This is a genomic window from Pseudomonas sp. PDM01 (assembly GCF_014852325.1).
Classification (GTDB): domain Bacteria; phylum Pseudomonadota; class Gammaproteobacteria; order Pseudomonadales; family Pseudomonadaceae; genus Aquipseudomonas; species Aquipseudomonas migulae.
Genome location: NZ_JACVBK010000004.1, coordinates 251596 through 268271 on the forward strand (window position 1 = coordinate 251596; position 16676 = coordinate 268271).

The following is a 16676-nucleotide window of genomic DNA, read 5'->3' on the forward strand; positions in this document are numbered from 1 at the left end:
TTTCACTTCTCGTAATTCGAAATTCGGTTAGAGGCCTTGCACACGGGATGGTGCAAGAGCTCGCACGTGTCGTTCAACTCAGGTTCCAGACCCTAGTCGGCTTTATCGCCGCCGGCCAGGTTCTTCTTGGAACCGGTCTTGAAATCGGTTTCGTACCAGCCGGTGCCGCTAAGGCGGAAGCCCGGCATGGACAGCATCTTCTTGAGCTCTGGCGCCTGGCAGGCAGGGCAGTCGACCAGCGGTGCTGCGCTGATCTTTTGAATGGCTTCCAACTGATGACCACAGGAAGCACATTGATAGTCGTACATCGGCATGGGGGTTGTCTCGGCGATCAGATTGCTACCGCGCACGCTGGGTTTTGCGGCAAAGAGCGGGATTATATCCATTAAATGCAGCCTGTGCAGCCGTAAGACTGCACAGACTGACACACGATGCATTCCGCCATCACGACTAGGCCATGACGACGCAACTCCCTTCCTTCAGGCTGTGCACAACGCAGACAACCCGCACCAGCCCGCTGAAATTCTTGACCCCGCCGTGGCGCAAATGCACTTCTCGATCCACGTGAGACAACAACGCACTGACCGAACAGCAATTGATCCTGGCCATTTCCCCCAAAATATCCCAATACACCTGCTCAAGCCGCAAGCAGGTGGCAAAGCCATTCAAGCGTACGGATCGGGATAATGGCTGGGCCAGGCCCATATCGAACTCACTGACAAACGGATCGATCCTTACATCCTTGAATGAACCGTTCCTCCCATCGCTTCGCCTGTCTTCATAAACCATACCGTTGACACTCCTTTGCCATCCCTGGTTCTTATAAGAGTCATGCTGTGATTCTTATAAAAGCGCAGGCGCAAAGTTATATCCAGATGACTTTTTGACCATCCACGTAGGATAAGCCAACAACTGAAGGCGGATCATGGAGACCGTCCTAGTCCGGACAATCTCCTACACATACTGACGTAAGATCATTCAACGAAGAGAGGCCGAAACGACAGCGCGCGGACAACGCCTGCAAGGCACCATCCGCGCACTGAACGCGTTACTCATCCAGCAAAGCGCGCAACATCCATGCGGTTTTCTCGTGAACCTGCATACGTTGGGTCAGCAAATCCGCCGTGGGCTCGTCGCTGACCTTGTCGAGCAGGGGAAAGATCCCCCGCGCCGTACGCGTGACGGCCTCCTGCCCTTCGACCAGTTGTTTGATCATGCCTTCAGCGCTGGGCACGCCCGGCTCCTCCTTGATAGAAGAAAGGCGCGCATAAATGGAATAGGCACCCGGAGCAGGAAAGCCCAGCGCGCGAATGCGCTCGGCAATCGAATCGACCGCCAGGGCCAACTCGTTATATTGCTCCTCGAACATCAGGTGCAGGGTCCGAAACATGGGACCGGTGACATTCCAGTGGAAGTTATGGGTTTTCAAATAAAGTACATAAGTGTCCGACAGCAGACGCGAAAGTCCGTCGACGATGGACTTGCGATCCTCTTCACTGATACCGATATCGATTGCCATGCTTTTCCCCTAAAGGTGATCAAATTCATCCGACAGGTGCAGGACCACTCTAGCAAGCCTGTCGCCACACCGCAGGCGGGAATGCCCCCGCTCCCTGCGACATATCGCCCCCGATGCACCGCCGGACTCCCTGATTTGAGTAGCCGCAAGCTTTGCTGTTAAATAGGCAGTGTGTCGCAAAGCCCTATTTTTCCGGGCGTTGCGCATAGGCTGATAACGAGTACGTGCCCAACGCCTCTTATTGTTCTGAAGCGAACCGTGCTCCATCAGCTCTTCCTTGTGATCCGTCTTAACGTGAGTTAATCAAAATGTTGAAAATCGTCCACCTGCTAATGGGCGCAGCGGCCCTGCTGCTGTCCTTCATCCCTAGCCTGCGATCCGAAGCTGTTCCTTACCTGCAACAACCCGATGCGCTTTACCTGGCCTTTTTCGGCCTGCTCAACCTTACCCTCGCACCTGTAATCCCTTACTGGAACAAAGGCCCGCGTCATCAACTGCAAAACCTGGTCAGCGCCCTGCTGGTTCTGACTGTCGTATTGCAAACCCTGACGCTGCTCGCGCCGATGCCTGTCATCGCCGGTCAACCTGCCGTACTGTTCAGCCTGGTGGCGGCCCTGATCGCCGTGCTTCTTCATCTGGCCATCAGCTTCTACAAATCTTCACCGGCCACCGCTTCGCCAAGCTATGACATGACCAACCGCGATACCGGCACCGTGAAGTGGTTCAACACTTCCAAAGGTTTCGGGTTTATTTCCCGTGATTCCGGCGATGATATTTTCGTGCATTTCCGGGCCATTCGTGGCGAAGGTCATCGCGTCCTGGTCGAAGGCCAGCGCGTGGAGTTCTCCGTCATGAATCGTGACAAGGGCCTGCAAGCCGAAGACGTGATCGCCGCTCTTCCGCGACGCTGATTCAAGGCTAAAAAAAACCGCGAACAGCCAGGCTGCTCGCGGTTTTTTTACGCCTGCATGTTCAGTAATGCGGCGGTGGCGCTTCTTCTTCGAACGTTTCGAACTGGCCGGCCATTTCCTCCTGGCGCTTGAGCAAGGCCGCCATTTGCAGTTGCAGACGCTCAACGGCACGCTGCTGCGTCGCCAGCACATCGCTCAATGCCTGGATGGTGTCATCCTGAAAGGCCAGCTGGCTCTCCAGATCGGTAACGCGTTCTTCCAGGCTCATGATTCAACCCTCCAGAAACGTAAAATCATCGGTCAACACCAGGCGCAGCCGCTCGCGAATCACCGCGATCTGCTCTGCACTGTAAGGCTTCGCCGGGTGCTTGCCCCAGACCGGGGCTGGCCAGGCGGCATCCTCACGCTTGCGCACAATCACATGCATGTGTAACTGACTGACGACGTTACCCAGGGCCGCGACGTTCAATTTATCCGCGTCGAACGAGTCCTTGAGCATTTCCGCCAGCGCAGTCGTTTCCTTCCAGAGCTGCACCTGATCAGCGACATCCAACTGAAATATCTCGCTGATATCGTCGCGACGAGGTACCAGGATGAACCACGGGTAGTTCGAATCATTGGACAACAGCAACCGGCTGAGCGGGAAATCCCCGATCGGTAACGTGTCTTGTTGAAGTCGTGGATCTAAAGCGAACACTGCGCGCACTCCCGTCTAGTCATCATTTTCAGCTTAGCGCCCCTCCACGCAGGACGACGCACCAAGCGACAGGACGGCAGCATACCTGTGAACACCACCGCCTTCACGACGAACCACGGCCGAAGGCCCATCGAAATTCGAGCGACCTGCAGAATGCGCGCCCCGACATGAGACATTTTTCGCAAGGGCGCACCATTACAGAACCGATGATCATGCAAAAAACGCTGAAATGACTGACAGACAACGACCTGTTCGCAATCACTCAGCAGTCATGCTGTATGAATTCAGTACAGCGATTAAAATTTTTTGCACCAAAACCGCACAGTGCGTCTACGCTGAGTGCGTCGGGTATCCGCCAATTACCCACTGGCGGGGTGAACCGGTAACGTTTTTGTTTGTCACGCAGTCGGCCAGGAGGGCGCAACACGATGCAAACCGTGGCGTCAAGCCCCATTAAAAGGTGCTTGTAACCCCCGGTTTTATGAGGTTTTTACGGTAACACGCAGGCGTTCAGAAAAAAAAACAGCAGTTTTCTGATTTGTGCACGCTTGTTGCATTCACACTCACATCGCCTGCAATGCAACCGCTGGAAGTGGAAGCCTTCAGGCAAATAAAAACAGTGGCAGGGTTGCCCGATGGAGATTCAAACGTTTCACCAGGGACTCTTTTTACCGATGCTCACGCCTTGGAAAACAGCGATGACGTTGTCATTCCGGTTGCATTGGGGCTGTAAATTTGCGACATCTACCAAGCTGTTTGCGACGGGGTCGTAAAGAAGCTGAAAGGATAGATACGCAAGTATCGCCAACATGGTCGGCGTGATATAAGTTTGCGCCGACACAAAAAGAAAGAGCCGCCCAGATAATAAAACAGGTGGGACGGCAGTACTCTTCTAAAACCAAAGGAGCAAATCACGATGCGCGTGATGAAGTGGAGCATGATCGCACTGGCAGTTGCAGCAGCAGCCAGTACTCAAGTGGCTACGGCCGCACCTTTCGTAAGTGACCAGGCTGAAGCCAAAGGTTTTGTTGAAGACAGCTCGTTGAACTTGCTGGTCCGCAACTACTACTTCAACCGTGACAACAAAGACGGCGCCCGCGACGTCAAAGACTGGACCCAAGGTCTCTGGGGCACCTACAACTCCGGCTACACCCAAGGTACTGTCGGCGTTGGTGTTGATGCATTCGGTTACCTGGCCATCAAACTGGATGGCGGCGATGGCACTTCCGGTTCGGGCAACATGAGCCGTAGCGACGTCGTAAACGCCAACGGTGGCCGCAACGTCAACGACAGCCAGGGTAAAGCAGGCGCGGCCATTAAATTCCGCGTTTCCAAAACCGAGCTGAAAATCGGCGACATGTCGCCAAGCACTGCTCCAGTGTTTGCTGTTGGCGGTTCCCGTATCCTTCCTCAAGTTGCCAGCGGTATCCAACTGCAGAGCAGCGAAGTCAAAGACCTTGACCTCGAAGCCGGCCACTTCTACTCGGGTTCCAGCCAGGACAAAAACTCCCGCGACGGCGACCTGTTTGCAAACTATGCTGGCGTGAAAGCCAAAAGCATGGACTACTTCGGTGGCAAGTACGGCATTACCGACAACCTGTCCGCATCGCTGTATGGCGCCCAGCTGGAAGACATCTGGAACCAGTACTACGCCAACGTGAACCTCACCACTCCATTTGGTGGTGACACGTCGCTGAACACTGACTTCAACATCTATCGCACCACCGATACCGGTGATTCGAAAGCTGGTGACATCAGCAACACCGCATTCTCGCTGGCAACTGCTCTCTCGTTCCTGAAAGCGCACACCATCACCCTGGCCTTCCAAAAGGTTAATGGCGATACCCCGTTCGACTACGTCGGTATCGGCAAGAACAACCGCGGTGGCGACTCGATCTTCCTCGCCAACTCCATCCAGTACTCTGACTTCAACGCCCCTGGCGAGAAGTCTGCCCAGATCCGTTACGATCTGAAAATGGCTGAGTACGGCGTTCCAGGTCTGAGCTTCATGACCCGTTACGTGAAAGGTTGGGACATCGACGGTACCAACACCCCAGCAGGCAGCGCTTACACCGGCCTGTACGGTGAAGATGGCAAGCACAACGAAACCAACTTCGAAGCCAAGTACGTTGTTCAGTCTGGCCCGGCAAAAGATCTGTCCGTTCGCTTCCGTCAAGCCTGGCACTTTGCTAACGCCGACGAAGGTGAAGGCGACGTGAAAGAGTTCCGTGTGATCGTCGACTACCCACTGTCGATTTTGTAATCGCATCCAGTTAGTTTGCGGTAACAAATAAAAAAGGCCCATCTTCGGATGGGCCTTTTTGTTGCCTGCGTGTTGCTTACTGCACCGCAGATTCCTGCACCACACGAATCACCCGCTGTGGAAACGGGATATCGATACCGGCCGTTTTCAACCGGTCACGGGACTGTTCGTTAAACATGAACATCACATCCCAATAATCCGCCGTCTTTACCCACACTCGCAGGGAAACAGTGATCGAACTGTCGCCCAGGGTAGAAATGACAGCTTGCGGAGCCGGCTCAGCCAGGATGCGATCATCCTTGGCCAGATCCAGCAATACTTCACGGGCTTTCTGCAAGTCCGCTTCGTAATCCACGCCCACATCAAACACAACCTTGCGGGTGGGTTGACGGTTAGTGTTGGTGATAATGCCGTTCGACAAGTTGCCGTTCGGGACGATGATGGTCTTGTTATCGCCAGTGCGCAGTACGGTGTGGAAAATCTGAATGCTGTCGACCGTACCGGCAACACCTTGAGCTTCGATCCAGTCACCAATACGGAACGGACGGAACAACAGAATCAGCACGCCACCGGCGAAGTTCGCCAGACTGCCCTGCAACGCCAGACCGATGGCCAGACCGGCCGCACCGATTGCAGCAACGAAGGAGGTGGTTTCGACACCGATCATCGACGCCACGCTGACGATCAGCAAGATCTTCAGAATAATGTTCGCCAGGCTGCTGATGAAGCCTTGCAGCGCCAGGTCAGCGTTACGCAACGCTATCAGGCCGCCCAGTTTCTGCGTCACTTTGTTGATCAACCACCAGCCGATGGCCAGGGTGATGATTGCCAGCAGCACCCGACTGCCGTATTCCATGATCATCGGAATCCAGGCTTGGGACGCCTTGACCAGGTTGTCCACTTCAGCATTCAAGTCCATCTACATTCTCCTGATTTCCGGCCACACGGCACGCGAAAAAAATAAGCGGCAGAAAGGCTGCTCCCGTTCGGGGGCAGCCTTTCTGCCGCTGCTTGGGCCTCGGACGCCGAAAACGCCGAGAGGTTCCCGCCTGAGAAATCAGTCGCGGAAGTTGTTGAACTGCAACGGCATGTCGAACGTCTTGGCGCGCAGGGCTGCGATGGCTTCCTGCAGATCGTCACGTTTCTTGCCGGTAATGCGCACTTGCTCGCCCTGAATGGCGGCCTGCACCTTGAGCTTGGCGTCCTTGACGTGAGCGACGATTTTCTTCGCCAGCTCTTTGTCGATGCCTTCCTTGAGAACGGCTTCCTGCTTCATCAGCTTGCCCGACGCATAGGCATCCTTGACTTCAAGGCACTGCACGTCGATCTTGCGCTTGACCAGCGCCAGCTTGAGGATCTCAATCATTGCTTCGAGCTGGAAATCGGCTTCAGCGGTCAGGTTGACGGTCAGGTCCTTTTCCTTGAACTCGAAGGTGCCCTTGCCTTTCAGGTCATAACGACGATCGAGTTCCTTGACGGCGTTCTCGACCGCGTTGGTGACTTCGTGTTTGTCCAGTTCGGATACCACGTCGAACGACGGCATGTAATCTCTCCAATAAAGGGCGCGCTCGATCAAGATGGAGCACGCCTGGCTTGCGGTTAAAATCCGCGCTGATTATAACGGGTCTTTCCCATCATTCACTGCGAGCGTCCGATGCGCGCCTCAAACAGAGCAAAAAGCTGATGTCCACCACCTGGCATGTTCTGGGCGCCGGCAGCCTCGGCACTTTATGGGCCACGCGTCTGGCGCGGGCCGGAGTGCCGGTCCGGCTGATCGTGCGGGATGCGCCGCGCTTGCAGGCTTATCAGGCTGCGGGCGGCTTGACGCTGGTGGAGCACGGCGAAGCAACAACGTATGCCATCCCCGGCGAAACTACCGACAGCGATGAGCCGATCAATCGCCTGCTGGTGGCCTGCAAAGCCTACGATGCCGAGCAAGCCGTGGCCCGACTGGCGCCGCGCCTCACGTCCGGTGCCGAATTGATCCTGTTGCAGAACGGCCTTGGCAGTCAGGACGCCGTTGCGGCGCAGGTGCCGCAAGCGCGCTGCATTTTTGCTTCGAGCACCGAAGGCGCGTTTCGCGACGGTGACTGGCGCGTGGTATTCGCCGGTCACGGTTACACCTGGCTGGGGGATGCCGGTCATCCCGTGGCGCCGATATGGCTGGATGACGTGAGCGCCGCCGGGATTCCCCACGAGTGGAGCACCGACATTCTGACCCGGCTTTGGCGGAAACTGGCACTCAACTGCGCGATCAATCCACTGACGGTGTTGCACGATTGCCGCAATGGCGGCTTGCAGGACCACCATTGCGAAGTCGCGACCCTCTGCGGCGAACTGACCGAGCTGCTTGAACGCTGTGGCCAGCCGGCCGCCGCCGAAAACCTCCAGCCGGAAGTGGAACGGGTGATTCACGCCACTGCAGCCAATTTCTCGTCGATGTATCAGGACGTTGCGAATCAACGCCGTACCGAAATCAGCTACCTGTTGGGCTATGTCTGCAAAGTGGCTTCGCGGCACCAACTGAACCTGCCGCACCTCAATCAGCTTGAATCACGCTTGATCGCCCATCTGCACAGCCTTGGATTGCCCAGCGACTGAGCAGCGGCTACGCTGGCCACTTGTTCCTTTTCAGCGATAAACCTGATGCCATTGCGCCAGCGCCTTGAAAACCTTCCCGTCGGCCAGAAACTGCTGGCCGCCTTGCTGGTGCTGTTGACCACCGTTTTGCTGGTCGCCAACCTGACCTTTATCAGCGCCGCGTACTACATTTCCCAGGAAAGCATGGCGCCCCAGGCCTTGCAGACCATCGGCCGACTGGTATCCAACCCGAGCCTGGTGGCTGAAGCGCTGCAGTCACCACAAAATGCCGAGCGACTGCTCAATGAGCTCAACAGCTATTCACCGCTGCGCGCGGCAGCCCTGTATGACGGCAAGGGCGAAAGGCTGGCGCAGTTGCAACGTGGCGATCATTTGGGCCTGCCAGCGCGTTACCGCCACATCGAATCCTGGCAAGCCACCGAATTTCGCAGCAACCAAGTGATCACCCTGCCCCGCCCCGGCACCGCGCCCGGCCATCTGCTGCTGGTCGCCAGCAGCGAACTGCCGATGGCCTTCTACACCGGGACCCTGACGGCCAGCCTCGGCATTCTGATCTTCAGCGTGCTGTTATGGCTGGTGATCGCCCGGCAGATCAAACGCCTGATTACCCGGCCGATCCATCAACTCGAAGAGCTGTCCCGGCAAGTGACCCGGGAGGAGAACTACGCCCTGCGCGCCTCACGCGGCAACCATGACGAAATCGGCAGCCTGGCCGAGGCGTTCAACACCATGCTCTCGCGCATCGAGGCACGGGAGCAGCAACTCAAACGGGCACGGGACGAATCCCAGGCCGCTTACGATCAGGCCCAGGGCCTGGCCGAAGAAACCCGCCACACCAACCGCAAACTGGAACTCGAGGTCCAGGTGCGAAGCAAGATCGAGAAGAAACTCACCGGGTTCCAGAATTACCTCAACAGCATCATCGACTCCATGCCGTCGGCGCTGATCGCCCTCGACGAGCAGCTCTACGTGACGCAGTGGAATCAGGAGGCCAGCGCCCTCTCCGGCACACGCCTGGATGAAGCGCTGAATCAGCCGATCTTCCTTGCGTTCGAACCGCTCAAACCGTTTTTGCCTCAGCTCAAGCAAACCGTCGAGCAGCACACGGTGGCGAAGATCGAGCGCGTGACCTGGCTCAAGGACGATGAACCCAAGCATTACGCCCTGACCTTTTACCCGCTGATGGGCGGTGCCGGTCGTGGCGTGGTGATCCGCATCGACGACATCACCCAGCGCCTGTCGCTGGAGGAAATGATGGTGCAGTCAGAAAAAATGCTCTCGGTTGGCGGCCTCGCCGCCGGCATGGCCCACGAAATCAACAACCCGCTTGGCGCGATCCTGCACAACGTGCAGAACATTCGTCGACGCCTGTCCCCGGACTTGCCAAAAAACCTCGAACAGGCCGAACAAGTCGGCGTTGAGCTGGATACGGTCAACGAGTACCTGAAAGTACGTGAGGTGCCGCAGTTGCTCGACGGCATTCAACAGGCTGGCGCCCGGGCGGCGAAAATCGTCACCCACATGCTCAGCTTCAGCCGCCGCAGCACCCGGCAAATGGCGCCGTGCGATTTGCCGGCGCTGATCGATCAAGCCGTGGAAATCGCCGGCAACGACTTTGACCTGGCGATTGGCTTTGACTTCAAGGGTCAGGCGATCATTCGTCAGTTCGACCCCGCTCTGGGCCCCGTGCCCGGCACCGCCAACGAACTTGAGCAAGTGCTGCTCAACCTGCTGAAAAACGCCGCGCAAGCCATTCACCAGCGCGAGGACGGCTGCGAGCCGGGACGGATCATCCTGCGGACCAAACTCAATCCACCGTGGGCGGAAATCCAGGTCGAGGACAATGGCATAGGCATGAGCGAGAGCGTGCGCAAACGCACCTTCGAACCCTTCTTCACCACCAAGGAAATCGGTCAGGGCACCGGGCTTGGCTTGTCGGTTTCGTATTTCATCATCACCAACAACCACAAGGGTCAGATGGAAGTGCAATCGACCCTGGGCCAGGGCACGTGTTTCACCTTGCGCCTGCCGTTGACGAGCACCCCGCTCGTTTCTCAAGAACTCAATCAGCTTTCGAGGTAACCATGGGCTTTCGCTTGTCGAAGATCTACACCCGCACCGGCGACAAAGGCGAAACGGGGCTGGGCGACGGCCGCCGCGTGCCCAAGGACCACCCGCGGATCGAGGCCATTGGCGAAGTCGATTCATTGAACAGCCAGGTCGGCGTGCTGTTGGCCGGGCTCGAAGCGGAACTTGGAAAGTTTCCCGGATTAAACGAAGTGATCGAGGTATTGGCGCCTTGCCAGCATCGGTTGTTCGATCTCGGTGGCGAACTGGCCATGCCGGAATATCAGGCGTTGAAGGCGGCAGAAATCGAACGCCTGGAAGCGGCGATCGATGTGTGGAATGAAGAGCTGGGGCCGCTGGAGAATTTCATTCTGCCGGGCGGTTCGGCACTGATTGCGCAAGCGCATGTGTGCCGAAGCCTGGCGCGCAGTGCCGAGCGCCGGTGTCAGCATTTGAATGCGCTTGAACCGTTGGCCGGGGTTGGCCTGGCGTACATCAATCGGTTGTCGGATCTGTTGTTTGTGGTGGCGCGGGTGATTGCCAGGCGCCAGGGGGTTGCGGAGATTTTGTGGCAGCCTGCTGCGAAACCCGGGGTTTAAGCGGCACTCTTAAGGACGCCTTCGCGGGCAAGCCTCGCTCCTACTGAAGAATGCAAATCCCTGTAGGAGCGAGGCTTGCCCGCGAATAGGCCGGCAGCTACACCAAAGAATCCGGCCAGAACGCCCGAATCCCCGCCACACCTTGGGCGCCTGCCGCCCAAGCCTGATCAACTTGCGCCGGTCCAACACCACCGAGCAAGAACACCGGCTTGCTGAAACCTTCGATCAACGTTGCAGCCTGCTCCCAACCCAGCGGCTGAGCCCCCGGATGCGTCAGGGTCGGCTGCACCGGCGACAGGGTCACAAAGTCCACGCCCATCTGCTCGGCCAGCGCCAGTTCCTCGGCGTTGTGGCAGGACGCCGCCAACCAGCGCGACGCCGGCAGCGGACGACCGGCCGCTGCGTATTTGCGCAGCTGTGCCGAGGTGATGTGCCAACCGGCCGACGGGAAATCGCCCAACCATTCGAACGGCCCCTTGATCATCAACTGCGCCTTGCCGGCACACAGTCCGGCCGCGTCCACCGCCAGATCACGGTATTTCGGGTCGTAGCCGTTGGGCGCCCGCAGCTGGATCAACTTGATGCCGTTGGCGATGGCTTTCTGAATACCGCGCAGCAGCGCAGGGGTTTCCAGATCTTCAGGCGTAATCAGGTAAGCCGAAGGCAATCGCGCCGCCGCAACGATTGGCTGGTTGGCGGCCGGAAACTCATAGCCCGGCAGATCACGCGGCGCCACCCACTCCAAAGGCTGGCCTTCGGCACCATGAGGTTCGCCGGAAAAGTCCGAGACCTCCCAGACATCCAGCAGCACTTGTTTGTCCGGGTAGTCATGGCGGACCTTGATCAGCGGTCGAGCGGCATTGACCACAATCCCCAGCTCTTCGTGAAGCTCACGGGCCAGCGCAGTTTCCACGGATTCGTCGGCCTCGACCTTGCCACCCGGGAATTCCCAAAGACCGCCCTGATGCTGAGTGTCGGCGCGCCGGGCGATAAGGATCTTGCCGCTGCTATCGCGGATAACCGCGGCGGCTACGTGTACTCGTTTCACTGCCCGACCTCCTCCAGACCCGCCTTTTGCCAGGCCTTGAAGGCTGGCCATTGGTAGATCGTTTCGACGTAGGCCTCGTCCGCCACCGGCAATTTCACCTGGTAGGTGCGAAGGCGCACGGCAATGGGTGCGAAGAAGGCATCGGCCAGGGTCGCGCGGCCAAACAGGTATGGACCGGTTTCGGTCGCGGCTGCGCGGCACTCGGCCCACAACGCCAGCATGCGTTCGATGTCCGCCTGGACGTCAGCCGGGACCGGCGACAAAGGTGCGTCGCGGCTCAGGTCAAACGGCATGTTGCCGCGCATGGCGAAGAAGCCGGCGTGCATCTGTGCACAGGCTGAACGTGCCTGGGCGCGGACCGCGACGTCTTTGGGCCAGAGGCCGGAGTGAGGGAATTGTTCGGCCAGGTACTCGGCAATCGCCAGGGAATCGGCGATGGTGCCGTGCTCGGTTTTCAGCAACGGGACTTTGGCGGTCGGCGAATGCTTGAGCAACTGCTCGCGAGTGTCCGGCTGGTTCAGTTTGATCAATTCTTCGGTGTACGGGGCACCGGCCAGGTCAAGGGCCAGGGCGCCGCGCAGGGACCAGGAGGAATGCAATTTGTCGCCGATGATCAGGTGGAGGCTCATGTTCGGGACCTTTTGATGAGGGGGGACAGGCCAGAATCTTTGGTGTCTGATCGGACCTCTTCGCGGGCAAGCCTCGCTCCTACAGGGATTGCGCGATCCTTGTAGGAGCGAGGCTTGCCCGCGAAAGCGATCTGTCTTACGTACGGTACTCGGCGTTGATCTTCACGTATTCGTGGGACAGGTCCGTGGTCCAGATGGTTTCGCTGCAATCGCCGCGACCCAGTTCGATACGGATGGTGATTTCTTCCTGCTGCATCACCGCTGCGCCCTGGGCTTCGGTGTAAGTCGATGCGCGGGCGCCACGGCTGGCGATACAGACTTCGCCGAGGAACACGTCGATCTTGCTCACGTCCAGATTCGGTACGCCGGCACGGCCAACGGCAGCCAGGATGCGGCCCCAGTTAGGGTCGGATGCGAACAGCGCGGTCTTGATCAGCGGCGAGTGCGCCACGGTGTAGCCGACGTCCAGGCATTCCTGGTGATTGCCACCGCCGTTGACTTCAACGGTGACGAACTTGGTCGCGCCTTCGCCGTCACGCACGATGGCCTGGGCCACGTCCATGCACACTTCGAACACAGCCTGTTTCAGCTTGGCGAACAGTTCACCACTGGCGGAGGTGATTTCCGGCAGTGCCGCCTGACCGGTAGCGATCAGCATGCAGCAGTCGTTGGTCGAGGTGTCGCCGTCGATGGTGATGCGGTTGAACGACTTGTTGGCGCCGTCCAGCAACAGGTTTTGCAGCACGTCGCGGGAGACTTTGGCGTCGGTGGCGATGTAGCCGAGCATGGTCGCCATGTTCGGACGGATCATGCCTGCGCCTTTGCTGATGCCGGTAACGGTGATGGTCACGCCGTCATGCTGGAACTGGCGGCTGGCGCCCTTCGGCAGGGTATCGGTGGTCATGATGCCGGTGGCGGCAGCTTCCCAGTTGTTCACCGACAGGTCGTCGAGAGCGGCTTGCAGCGCGCCTTCGATTTTCTCGACCGGCAGCGGTTCGCCGATCACACCGGTGGAGTACGGCAGCACCAGGCTGGCATCGACGCCAGTCAGCTCAGCCAGTTTCGCGCAGGTGCGCTCGGCGGCCGCCAGACCCGGTTCGCCGGTGCCGGCGTTGGCGTTGCCGGTGTTGGTCAGCAGGTAACGCACCGGACCTTGCACACGCTGCTTGGCCAGGATCACCGGAGCGGCGCAAAAGGCGTTCAGGGTAAACACGCCTGCCACGGTGGAGCCTTCGGCGCAGCGCATGACCACGACATCCTTGCGTCCAGGACGCTTGATGCCGGCCGAGGCGATACCGAGTTCAAAACCGGCAACCGGGTGCAACGTTGGCAAAGGACCAAGACCAACAGCCATGAATGCGCTCCTTAATAAATGATGTCTGCACCGCTTTCAGGAAGAACGGTGGTGTAAATGGCAAAACGCCGCGACGGCTGATGCCGGTCGCGGCGCGGGTATTTCAGCGTATGAAACGGGTTTTACTGGATCTGCCCGTGGCAATGCTTGAACTTCTTGCCCGAACCGCAGTAGCACAGTTCGTTACGGCCCAGCTTCTGTTCGTTGCGAACCGGTGCGGTGGCGAGGGCTACATCGAGCTCTTCACCCAGCTGTTCCGGTTGATCAAGACCAGGTGCTTCAGCGTGCTCGAACTGCATGCGCGCCGCCAGTGCTTCGGCTTCCTGGCGCAGGCGTTGCTCTTCTTCGATCGGATCTTCGCGGCGGACCTGAACGTGCGACAACACACGGATCGAGTCGCGCTTGATCGAATCCAGCAGCTCGGAGAACAGCGTGAACGACTCGCGCTTGTACTCTTGCTTCGGGTTCTTCTGCGCATAGCCACGCAAGTGAATGCCGTGACGCAGGTGGTCCATGGTCGACAGGTGGTCTTTCCACAAGTCGTCCAGCACGCGCAGCACGATTTGCTTCTCGAAGGTGCGCAGCGCGTCGGCGCCCGCCTGGTCTTCTTTCTCGTTGTACGCCGCAATCAGCTCCTGCATCAGCTTCTCGCGCAGGGTTTCTTCGTACAGGTGATCGTCTTCGTCGAGCCATTGCTGGATCGGCAGCGCCACACCGAAGTCGCTCTGCAACGCCGCTTCCAGACCCGCCACGTCCCACTGCTCAGGCAGCGACTGCGGTGGAATGTGGGCGCTGACAGTCGCGTTGAGTACGTCCTGACGGAAGTCGGCGATGGTTTCACCGATGTTGTCGGCGGCCAGCAACGTGTTGCGCATGTGATAGATCACTTTACGCTGTTCGTTGTTGACGTCATCGAACTCGAGCAGTTGTTTACGAATGTCGAAGTTGCGGCCTTCAACCTTGCGCTGAGCCTTCTCGATGGCGTTGGTCACCATGCGGTGCTCGATCGCTTCACCGGACTGCATGCCCAATGCTTTCATGAAGTTCTTCACCCGGTCAGAGGCGAAGATGCGCATCAGGCTGTCTTCCAGCGACAGGTAGAAACGGCTGGAACCGGCGTCACCCTGACGACCTGCACGACCACGCAACTGGTTGTCGATACGGCGCGATTCGTGACGTTCGGACGCAATCACCTGCAAGCCACCCGACTCCAGCACTTGCTGGTGACGCTTCTGCCAGTCGGCCTTGATCTGGGCAATCTGCTCCGGCGTCGGGTCTTCCAGAGACGCGACTTCCACTTCCCAGTTGCCGCCCAACAGAATGTCGGTACCACGACCGGCCATGTTGGTAGCGATGGTCAGTGCGCCTGGACGACCGGCCTGGGCAATGATTTCGGCTTCTTTTTCGTGGAACTTGGCGTTCAGGACCTTGTGTTCGATGCCTTCCTTCTGCAGCAGCGCAGACATGTGTTCGGAAGTTTCGATGGTTGCAGTACCCACCAGCACCGGACGGCCGTGAGTCATGCATTCCTTGATGTCGTTGATGATCGCCGCGTATTTCTCTTCGGCGGTCAGGAACACCAGGTCGTTGTAGTCTTTACGCGCCAAAGGCTTGTTCGGCGGGATCACCATGACCTGCAGGCCGTAGATCTGGTGGAATTCGAACGCTTCGGTGTCTGCGGTACCGGTCATGCCGGACAACTTGTTGTACAGACGGAAGTAGTTCTGGAACGTGGTCGACGCCAATGTCTGGCTTTCAGCCTGGATGTTCAGGTTTTCCTTGGCTTCGATAGCCTGGTGCAGGCCTTCGGACAAACGGCGACCCGGCATGGTACGACCGGTGTGTTCGTCGACCAGGACAACCTGACCGTCCTGCACGATGTATTCAACGTTGCGGTTGAACAGCTTGTGCGCACGCAGGCCGGCATAGACGTGGGTCAGCAGGCCCAGGTTATGCGCCGAATACAGACTCTCGCCTTCAGCCAGCAGGCCGACGCGGGTCAGCATGTCTTCGATGAACTGGTGACCGGCTTCGTTGAGTTCGACCTGACGGGTCTTCTCGTCGACGGTGTAATGGCCGGCCTTGGTGACTTCGCCTTCGACTTCTTCGACGTGCAATTGCAGCTGCGGGATCAGTTTGTTGATCTCGATGTACAGCTTCGAGCTGTCCTCGGCCTGACCGGAAATGATCAGCGGGGTACGGGCTTCGTCGATGAGGATGGAGTCGACTTCGTCGATCACGGCAAAGTTGAGTTCGCGCTGGAATTTTTCTTCCATGCTGAACGCCATGTTGTCGCGCAGGTAGTCGAAACCGAATTCGTTGTTGGTGCCGTAGGTGATGTCGGCGGCGTAGGCCTGACGTTTCTCTTCCGGCGGCTGGAAAGGTGTAACCACACCGACCGTCATGCCGAGGAATTCGTAGAGCGGACGCATCCAGTTGGCGTCACGGCGGGCCAGATAGTCGTTCACGGTAACAACGTGCACGCCTTTGCCGGACAACGCGTTGAGGTAAACGCCCAGTGTGGCCACCAGGGTCTTGCCTTCACCGGTACGCATTTCCGCGATCATGCCTTCATGCAAGGTCATGCCGCCGATCAGCTGGACATCGAAGTGGCGCATACCCATGACGCGCTTGCCGGCTTCGCGGGCGACCGCAAAGGCTTCTGGCAGCAGCTTGTCGAGGGTTTCCCCTTTGGCGATGCGGGCCTTGAACTCATCCGTCTTGGCACGCAATTGATCGTCCGAAAGGGCCACCATTTGCTCTTCGAAGGCATTGACGAGTTGCACCGTCTTGAGCATGCGTTTGACTTCACGCTCGTTCTTGCTTCCAAAAAGTTTCTTTAACAAAGGCGCAAACATATCGGCAGGATCTTCCACACTAAAGGGATGGAGGGCGGCCCCGTGAGTCGCCCGTGCAGCCCTCATGGCCGCATGCGAACGAGCATTCTACCCGGAAACGATGGTGAGGAAAGTGGCGTTGTTCCACGAT

General features: G+C 58.3%; 16 protein-coding genes. 5 read left to right on the forward strand and 11 right to left on the reverse strand.

Annotated elements, in window-relative coordinates:
- Nucleotides 1-92: 92 nt before the first annotated feature.
- From IB246_RS11990 to IB246_RS12000, 3 genes are all read right to left on the reverse strand, one after another.
- Entirely contained in the window at nt 93-314 is a 222-nt protein-coding gene (locus tag IB246_RS11990) for an FmdB family zinc ribbon protein (RefSeq protein WP_010457489.1), read from the reverse strand.
- A gap of 136 nt (nt 315-450) precedes the next feature.
- Entirely contained in the window at nt 451-789 is a 339-nt protein-coding gene (locus IB246_RS11995) for a ribbon-helix-helix domain-containing protein (RefSeq protein WP_008043323.1), read from the reverse strand.
- 259 nt (nt 790-1048) lie between these two features.
- Nucleotides 1049-1519: a Dps family protein gene (locus IB246_RS12000; protein ID WP_008029233.1), complete on the reverse strand. Its 471-nt coding sequence runs from the start codon at nt 1517-1519 to the stop codon at nt 1049-1051.
- A 308-nt stretch (nt 1520-1827) separates the two neighbouring features.
- Here IB246_RS12000 and IB246_RS28910 point away from each other — a divergent pair, with 308 nt between their 5' ends.
- Nucleotides 1828-2430 carry a cold-shock protein gene (locus IB246_RS28910; protein ID WP_008029235.1) on the forward strand — a complete coding sequence of 201 codons (603 nt, stop codon included), beginning with the start codon at nt 1828-1830 and terminating at the stop codon, nt 2428-2430.
- Between the two features lie 61 nt (nt 2431-2491).
- On the opposite strand, the gene IB246_RS12010 is transcribed toward IB246_RS28910, so the two are convergent.
- Nucleotides 2492-2698 (reverse strand): SlyX family protein, encoded by a 207-nt coding sequence (locus tag IB246_RS12010; protein ID WP_008029236.1) that lies wholly within the window; start codon nt 2696-2698, stop codon nt 2492-2494.
- A 3-nt stretch (nt 2699-2701) separates the two neighbouring features.
- Nucleotides 2702-3127 (reverse strand): HIT domain-containing protein, encoded by a 426-nt coding sequence (locus IB246_RS12015; RefSeq protein WP_008029239.1) that lies wholly within the window; start codon nt 3125-3127, stop codon nt 2702-2704.
- 916 nt (nt 3128-4043) lie between these two features.
- Between IB246_RS12015 and IB246_RS12020 the strand changes: the two genes are divergently transcribed.
- On the forward strand, nt 4044-5390 hold the full coding sequence (locus IB246_RS12020) for an OprD family porin (protein WP_008043324.1): 1347 nt from the start codon (nt 4044-4046) through the stop codon (nt 5388-5390).
- A 76-nt stretch (nt 5391-5466) separates the two neighbouring features.
- On the opposite strand, the gene IB246_RS12025 is transcribed toward IB246_RS12020, so the two are convergent.
- Together IB246_RS12025 and IB246_RS12030 are read right to left on the reverse strand one after the other, a co-directional pair.
- Nucleotides 5467-6309, reverse strand: coding sequence for a mechanosensitive ion channel family protein (locus tag IB246_RS12025; RefSeq protein ID WP_008043325.1), 843 nt, complete (start codon nt 6307-6309; stop codon nt 5467-5469).
- 138 nt (nt 6310-6447) lie between these two features.
- Entirely contained in the window at nt 6448-6933 is a 486-nt protein-coding gene (locus tag IB246_RS12030) for a YajQ family cyclic di-GMP-binding protein (protein WP_007906601.1), read from the reverse strand.
- Nucleotides 6934-7073: 140 nt separating this feature from the next.
- On the opposite strand from IB246_RS12030, the gene IB246_RS12035 reads away from it, so the two are divergent.
- The 3 genes from IB246_RS12035 to IB246_RS12045 are packed head-to-tail and all read left to right on the forward strand — an operon-like array spanning nt 7074 to nt 10657.
- Nucleotides 7074-7991: a putative 2-dehydropantoate 2-reductase gene (locus tag IB246_RS12035; RefSeq protein ID WP_032832794.1), complete on the forward strand. Its 918-nt coding sequence runs from the start codon at nt 7074-7076 to the stop codon at nt 7989-7991.
- Nucleotides 7992-8036: 45 nt separating this feature from the next.
- Complete coding sequence (locus IB246_RS12040; protein WP_008043327.1) at nt 8037-10073, forward strand: ATP-binding protein; 2037 nt, start codon at nt 8037-8039, stop codon at nt 10071-10073.
- A 2-nt stretch (nt 10074-10075) separates the two neighbouring features.
- On the forward strand, nt 10076-10657 hold the full coding sequence (locus IB246_RS12045) for a cob(I)yrinic acid a,c-diamide adenosyltransferase (RefSeq protein ID WP_008043328.1): 582 nt from the start codon (nt 10076-10078) through the stop codon (nt 10655-10657).
- A 97-nt stretch (nt 10658-10754) separates the two neighbouring features.
- On the opposite strand, the gene IB246_RS12050 is transcribed toward IB246_RS12045, so the two are convergent.
- The 4 genes from IB246_RS12050 to secA form a co-directional block, all read right to left on the reverse strand.
- Nucleotides 10755-11705 (reverse strand): Nudix family hydrolase, encoded by a 951-nt coding sequence (locus IB246_RS12050; protein ID WP_008043329.1) that lies wholly within the window; start codon nt 11703-11705, stop codon nt 10755-10757.
- Nucleotides 11702-12334 carry a glutathione S-transferase family protein gene (locus IB246_RS12055; protein ID WP_008043330.1) on the reverse strand — a complete coding sequence of 211 codons (633 nt, stop codon included), beginning with the start codon at nt 12332-12334 and terminating at the stop codon, nt 11702-11704. Before IB246_RS12055 ends, IB246_RS12050 begins: the two co-directional genes overlap by 4 nt.
- Before the next feature lie 136 nt (nt 12335-12470).
- Nucleotides 12471-13688, reverse strand: coding sequence for a bifunctional glutamate N-acetyltransferase/amino-acid acetyltransferase ArgJ (gene argJ, locus IB246_RS12060; RefSeq protein ID WP_008029257.1), 1218 nt, complete (start codon nt 13686-13688; stop codon nt 12471-12473).
- Between the two features lie 122 nt (nt 13689-13810).
- The gene (secA, locus tag IB246_RS12065; protein WP_032832795.1) at nt 13811-16546 is read right to left on the reverse strand and encodes a preprotein translocase subunit SecA; all 2736 of its coding nucleotides are present in this window, start codon (nt 16544-16546) and stop codon (nt 13811-13813) included.
- Between the last annotated feature and the right edge of the window lie 130 nt (nt 16547-16676).

Bases quoted from the DNA above. Each gene is read 5' to 3' on its own strand.
- IB246_RS11990 (WP_010457489.1), bottom strand. From the start codon at position 314: ATGCCGATGTACGACTATCAATGTGCTTCCTGTGGTCATCAGTTGGAA.
- IB246_RS11995 (WP_008043323.1), bottom strand. From the start codon at position 789: ATGGTTTATGAAGACAGGCGAAGCGATGGGAGGAACGGTTCATTCAAG.
- IB246_RS12000 (WP_008029233.1), bottom strand. From the start codon at position 1,519: ATGGCAATCGATATCGGTATCAGTGAAGAGGATCGCAAGTCCATCGTC.
- IB246_RS28910 (WP_008029235.1), top strand. From the start codon at position 1,828: ATGTTGAAAATCGTCCACCTGCTAATGGGCGCAGCGGCCCTGCTGCTG.
- IB246_RS12010 (WP_008029236.1), bottom strand. From the start codon at position 2,698: ATGAGCCTGGAAGAACGCGTTACCGATCTGGAGAGCCAGCTGGCCTTT.
- IB246_RS12020 (WP_008043324.1), top strand. From the start codon at position 4,044: ATGCGCGTGATGAAGTGGAGCATGATCGCACTGGCAGTTGCAGCAGCA.
- IB246_RS12025 (WP_008043325.1), bottom strand. From the start codon at position 6,309: ATGGACTTGAATGCTGAAGTGGACAACCTGGTCAAGGCGTCCCAAGCC.
- IB246_RS12030 (WP_007906601.1), bottom strand. From the start codon at position 6,933: ATGCCGTCGTTCGACGTGGTATCCGAACTGGACAAACACGAAGTCACC.
- IB246_RS12035 (WP_032832794.1), top strand. From the start codon at position 7,074: ATGTCCACCACCTGGCATGTTCTGGGCGCCGGCAGCCTCGGCACTTTA.
- IB246_RS12040 (WP_008043327.1), top strand. From the start codon at position 8,037: ATGCCATTGCGCCAGCGCCTTGAAAACCTTCCCGTCGGCCAGAAACTG.
- IB246_RS12045 (WP_008043328.1), top strand. From the start codon at position 10,076: ATGGGCTTTCGCTTGTCGAAGATCTACACCCGCACCGGCGACAAAGGC.
- IB246_RS12055 (WP_008043330.1), bottom strand. From the start codon at position 12,334: ATGAGCCTCCACCTGATCATCGGCGACAAATTGCATTCCTCCTGGTCC.
- argJ (WP_008029257.1), bottom strand. From the start codon at position 13,688: ATGGCTGTTGGTCTTGGTCCTTTGCCAACGTTGCACCCGGTTGCCGGT.
- secA (WP_032832795.1), bottom strand. From the start codon at position 16,546: ATGTTTGCGCCTTTGTTAAAGAAACTTTTTGGAAGCAAGAACGAGCGT.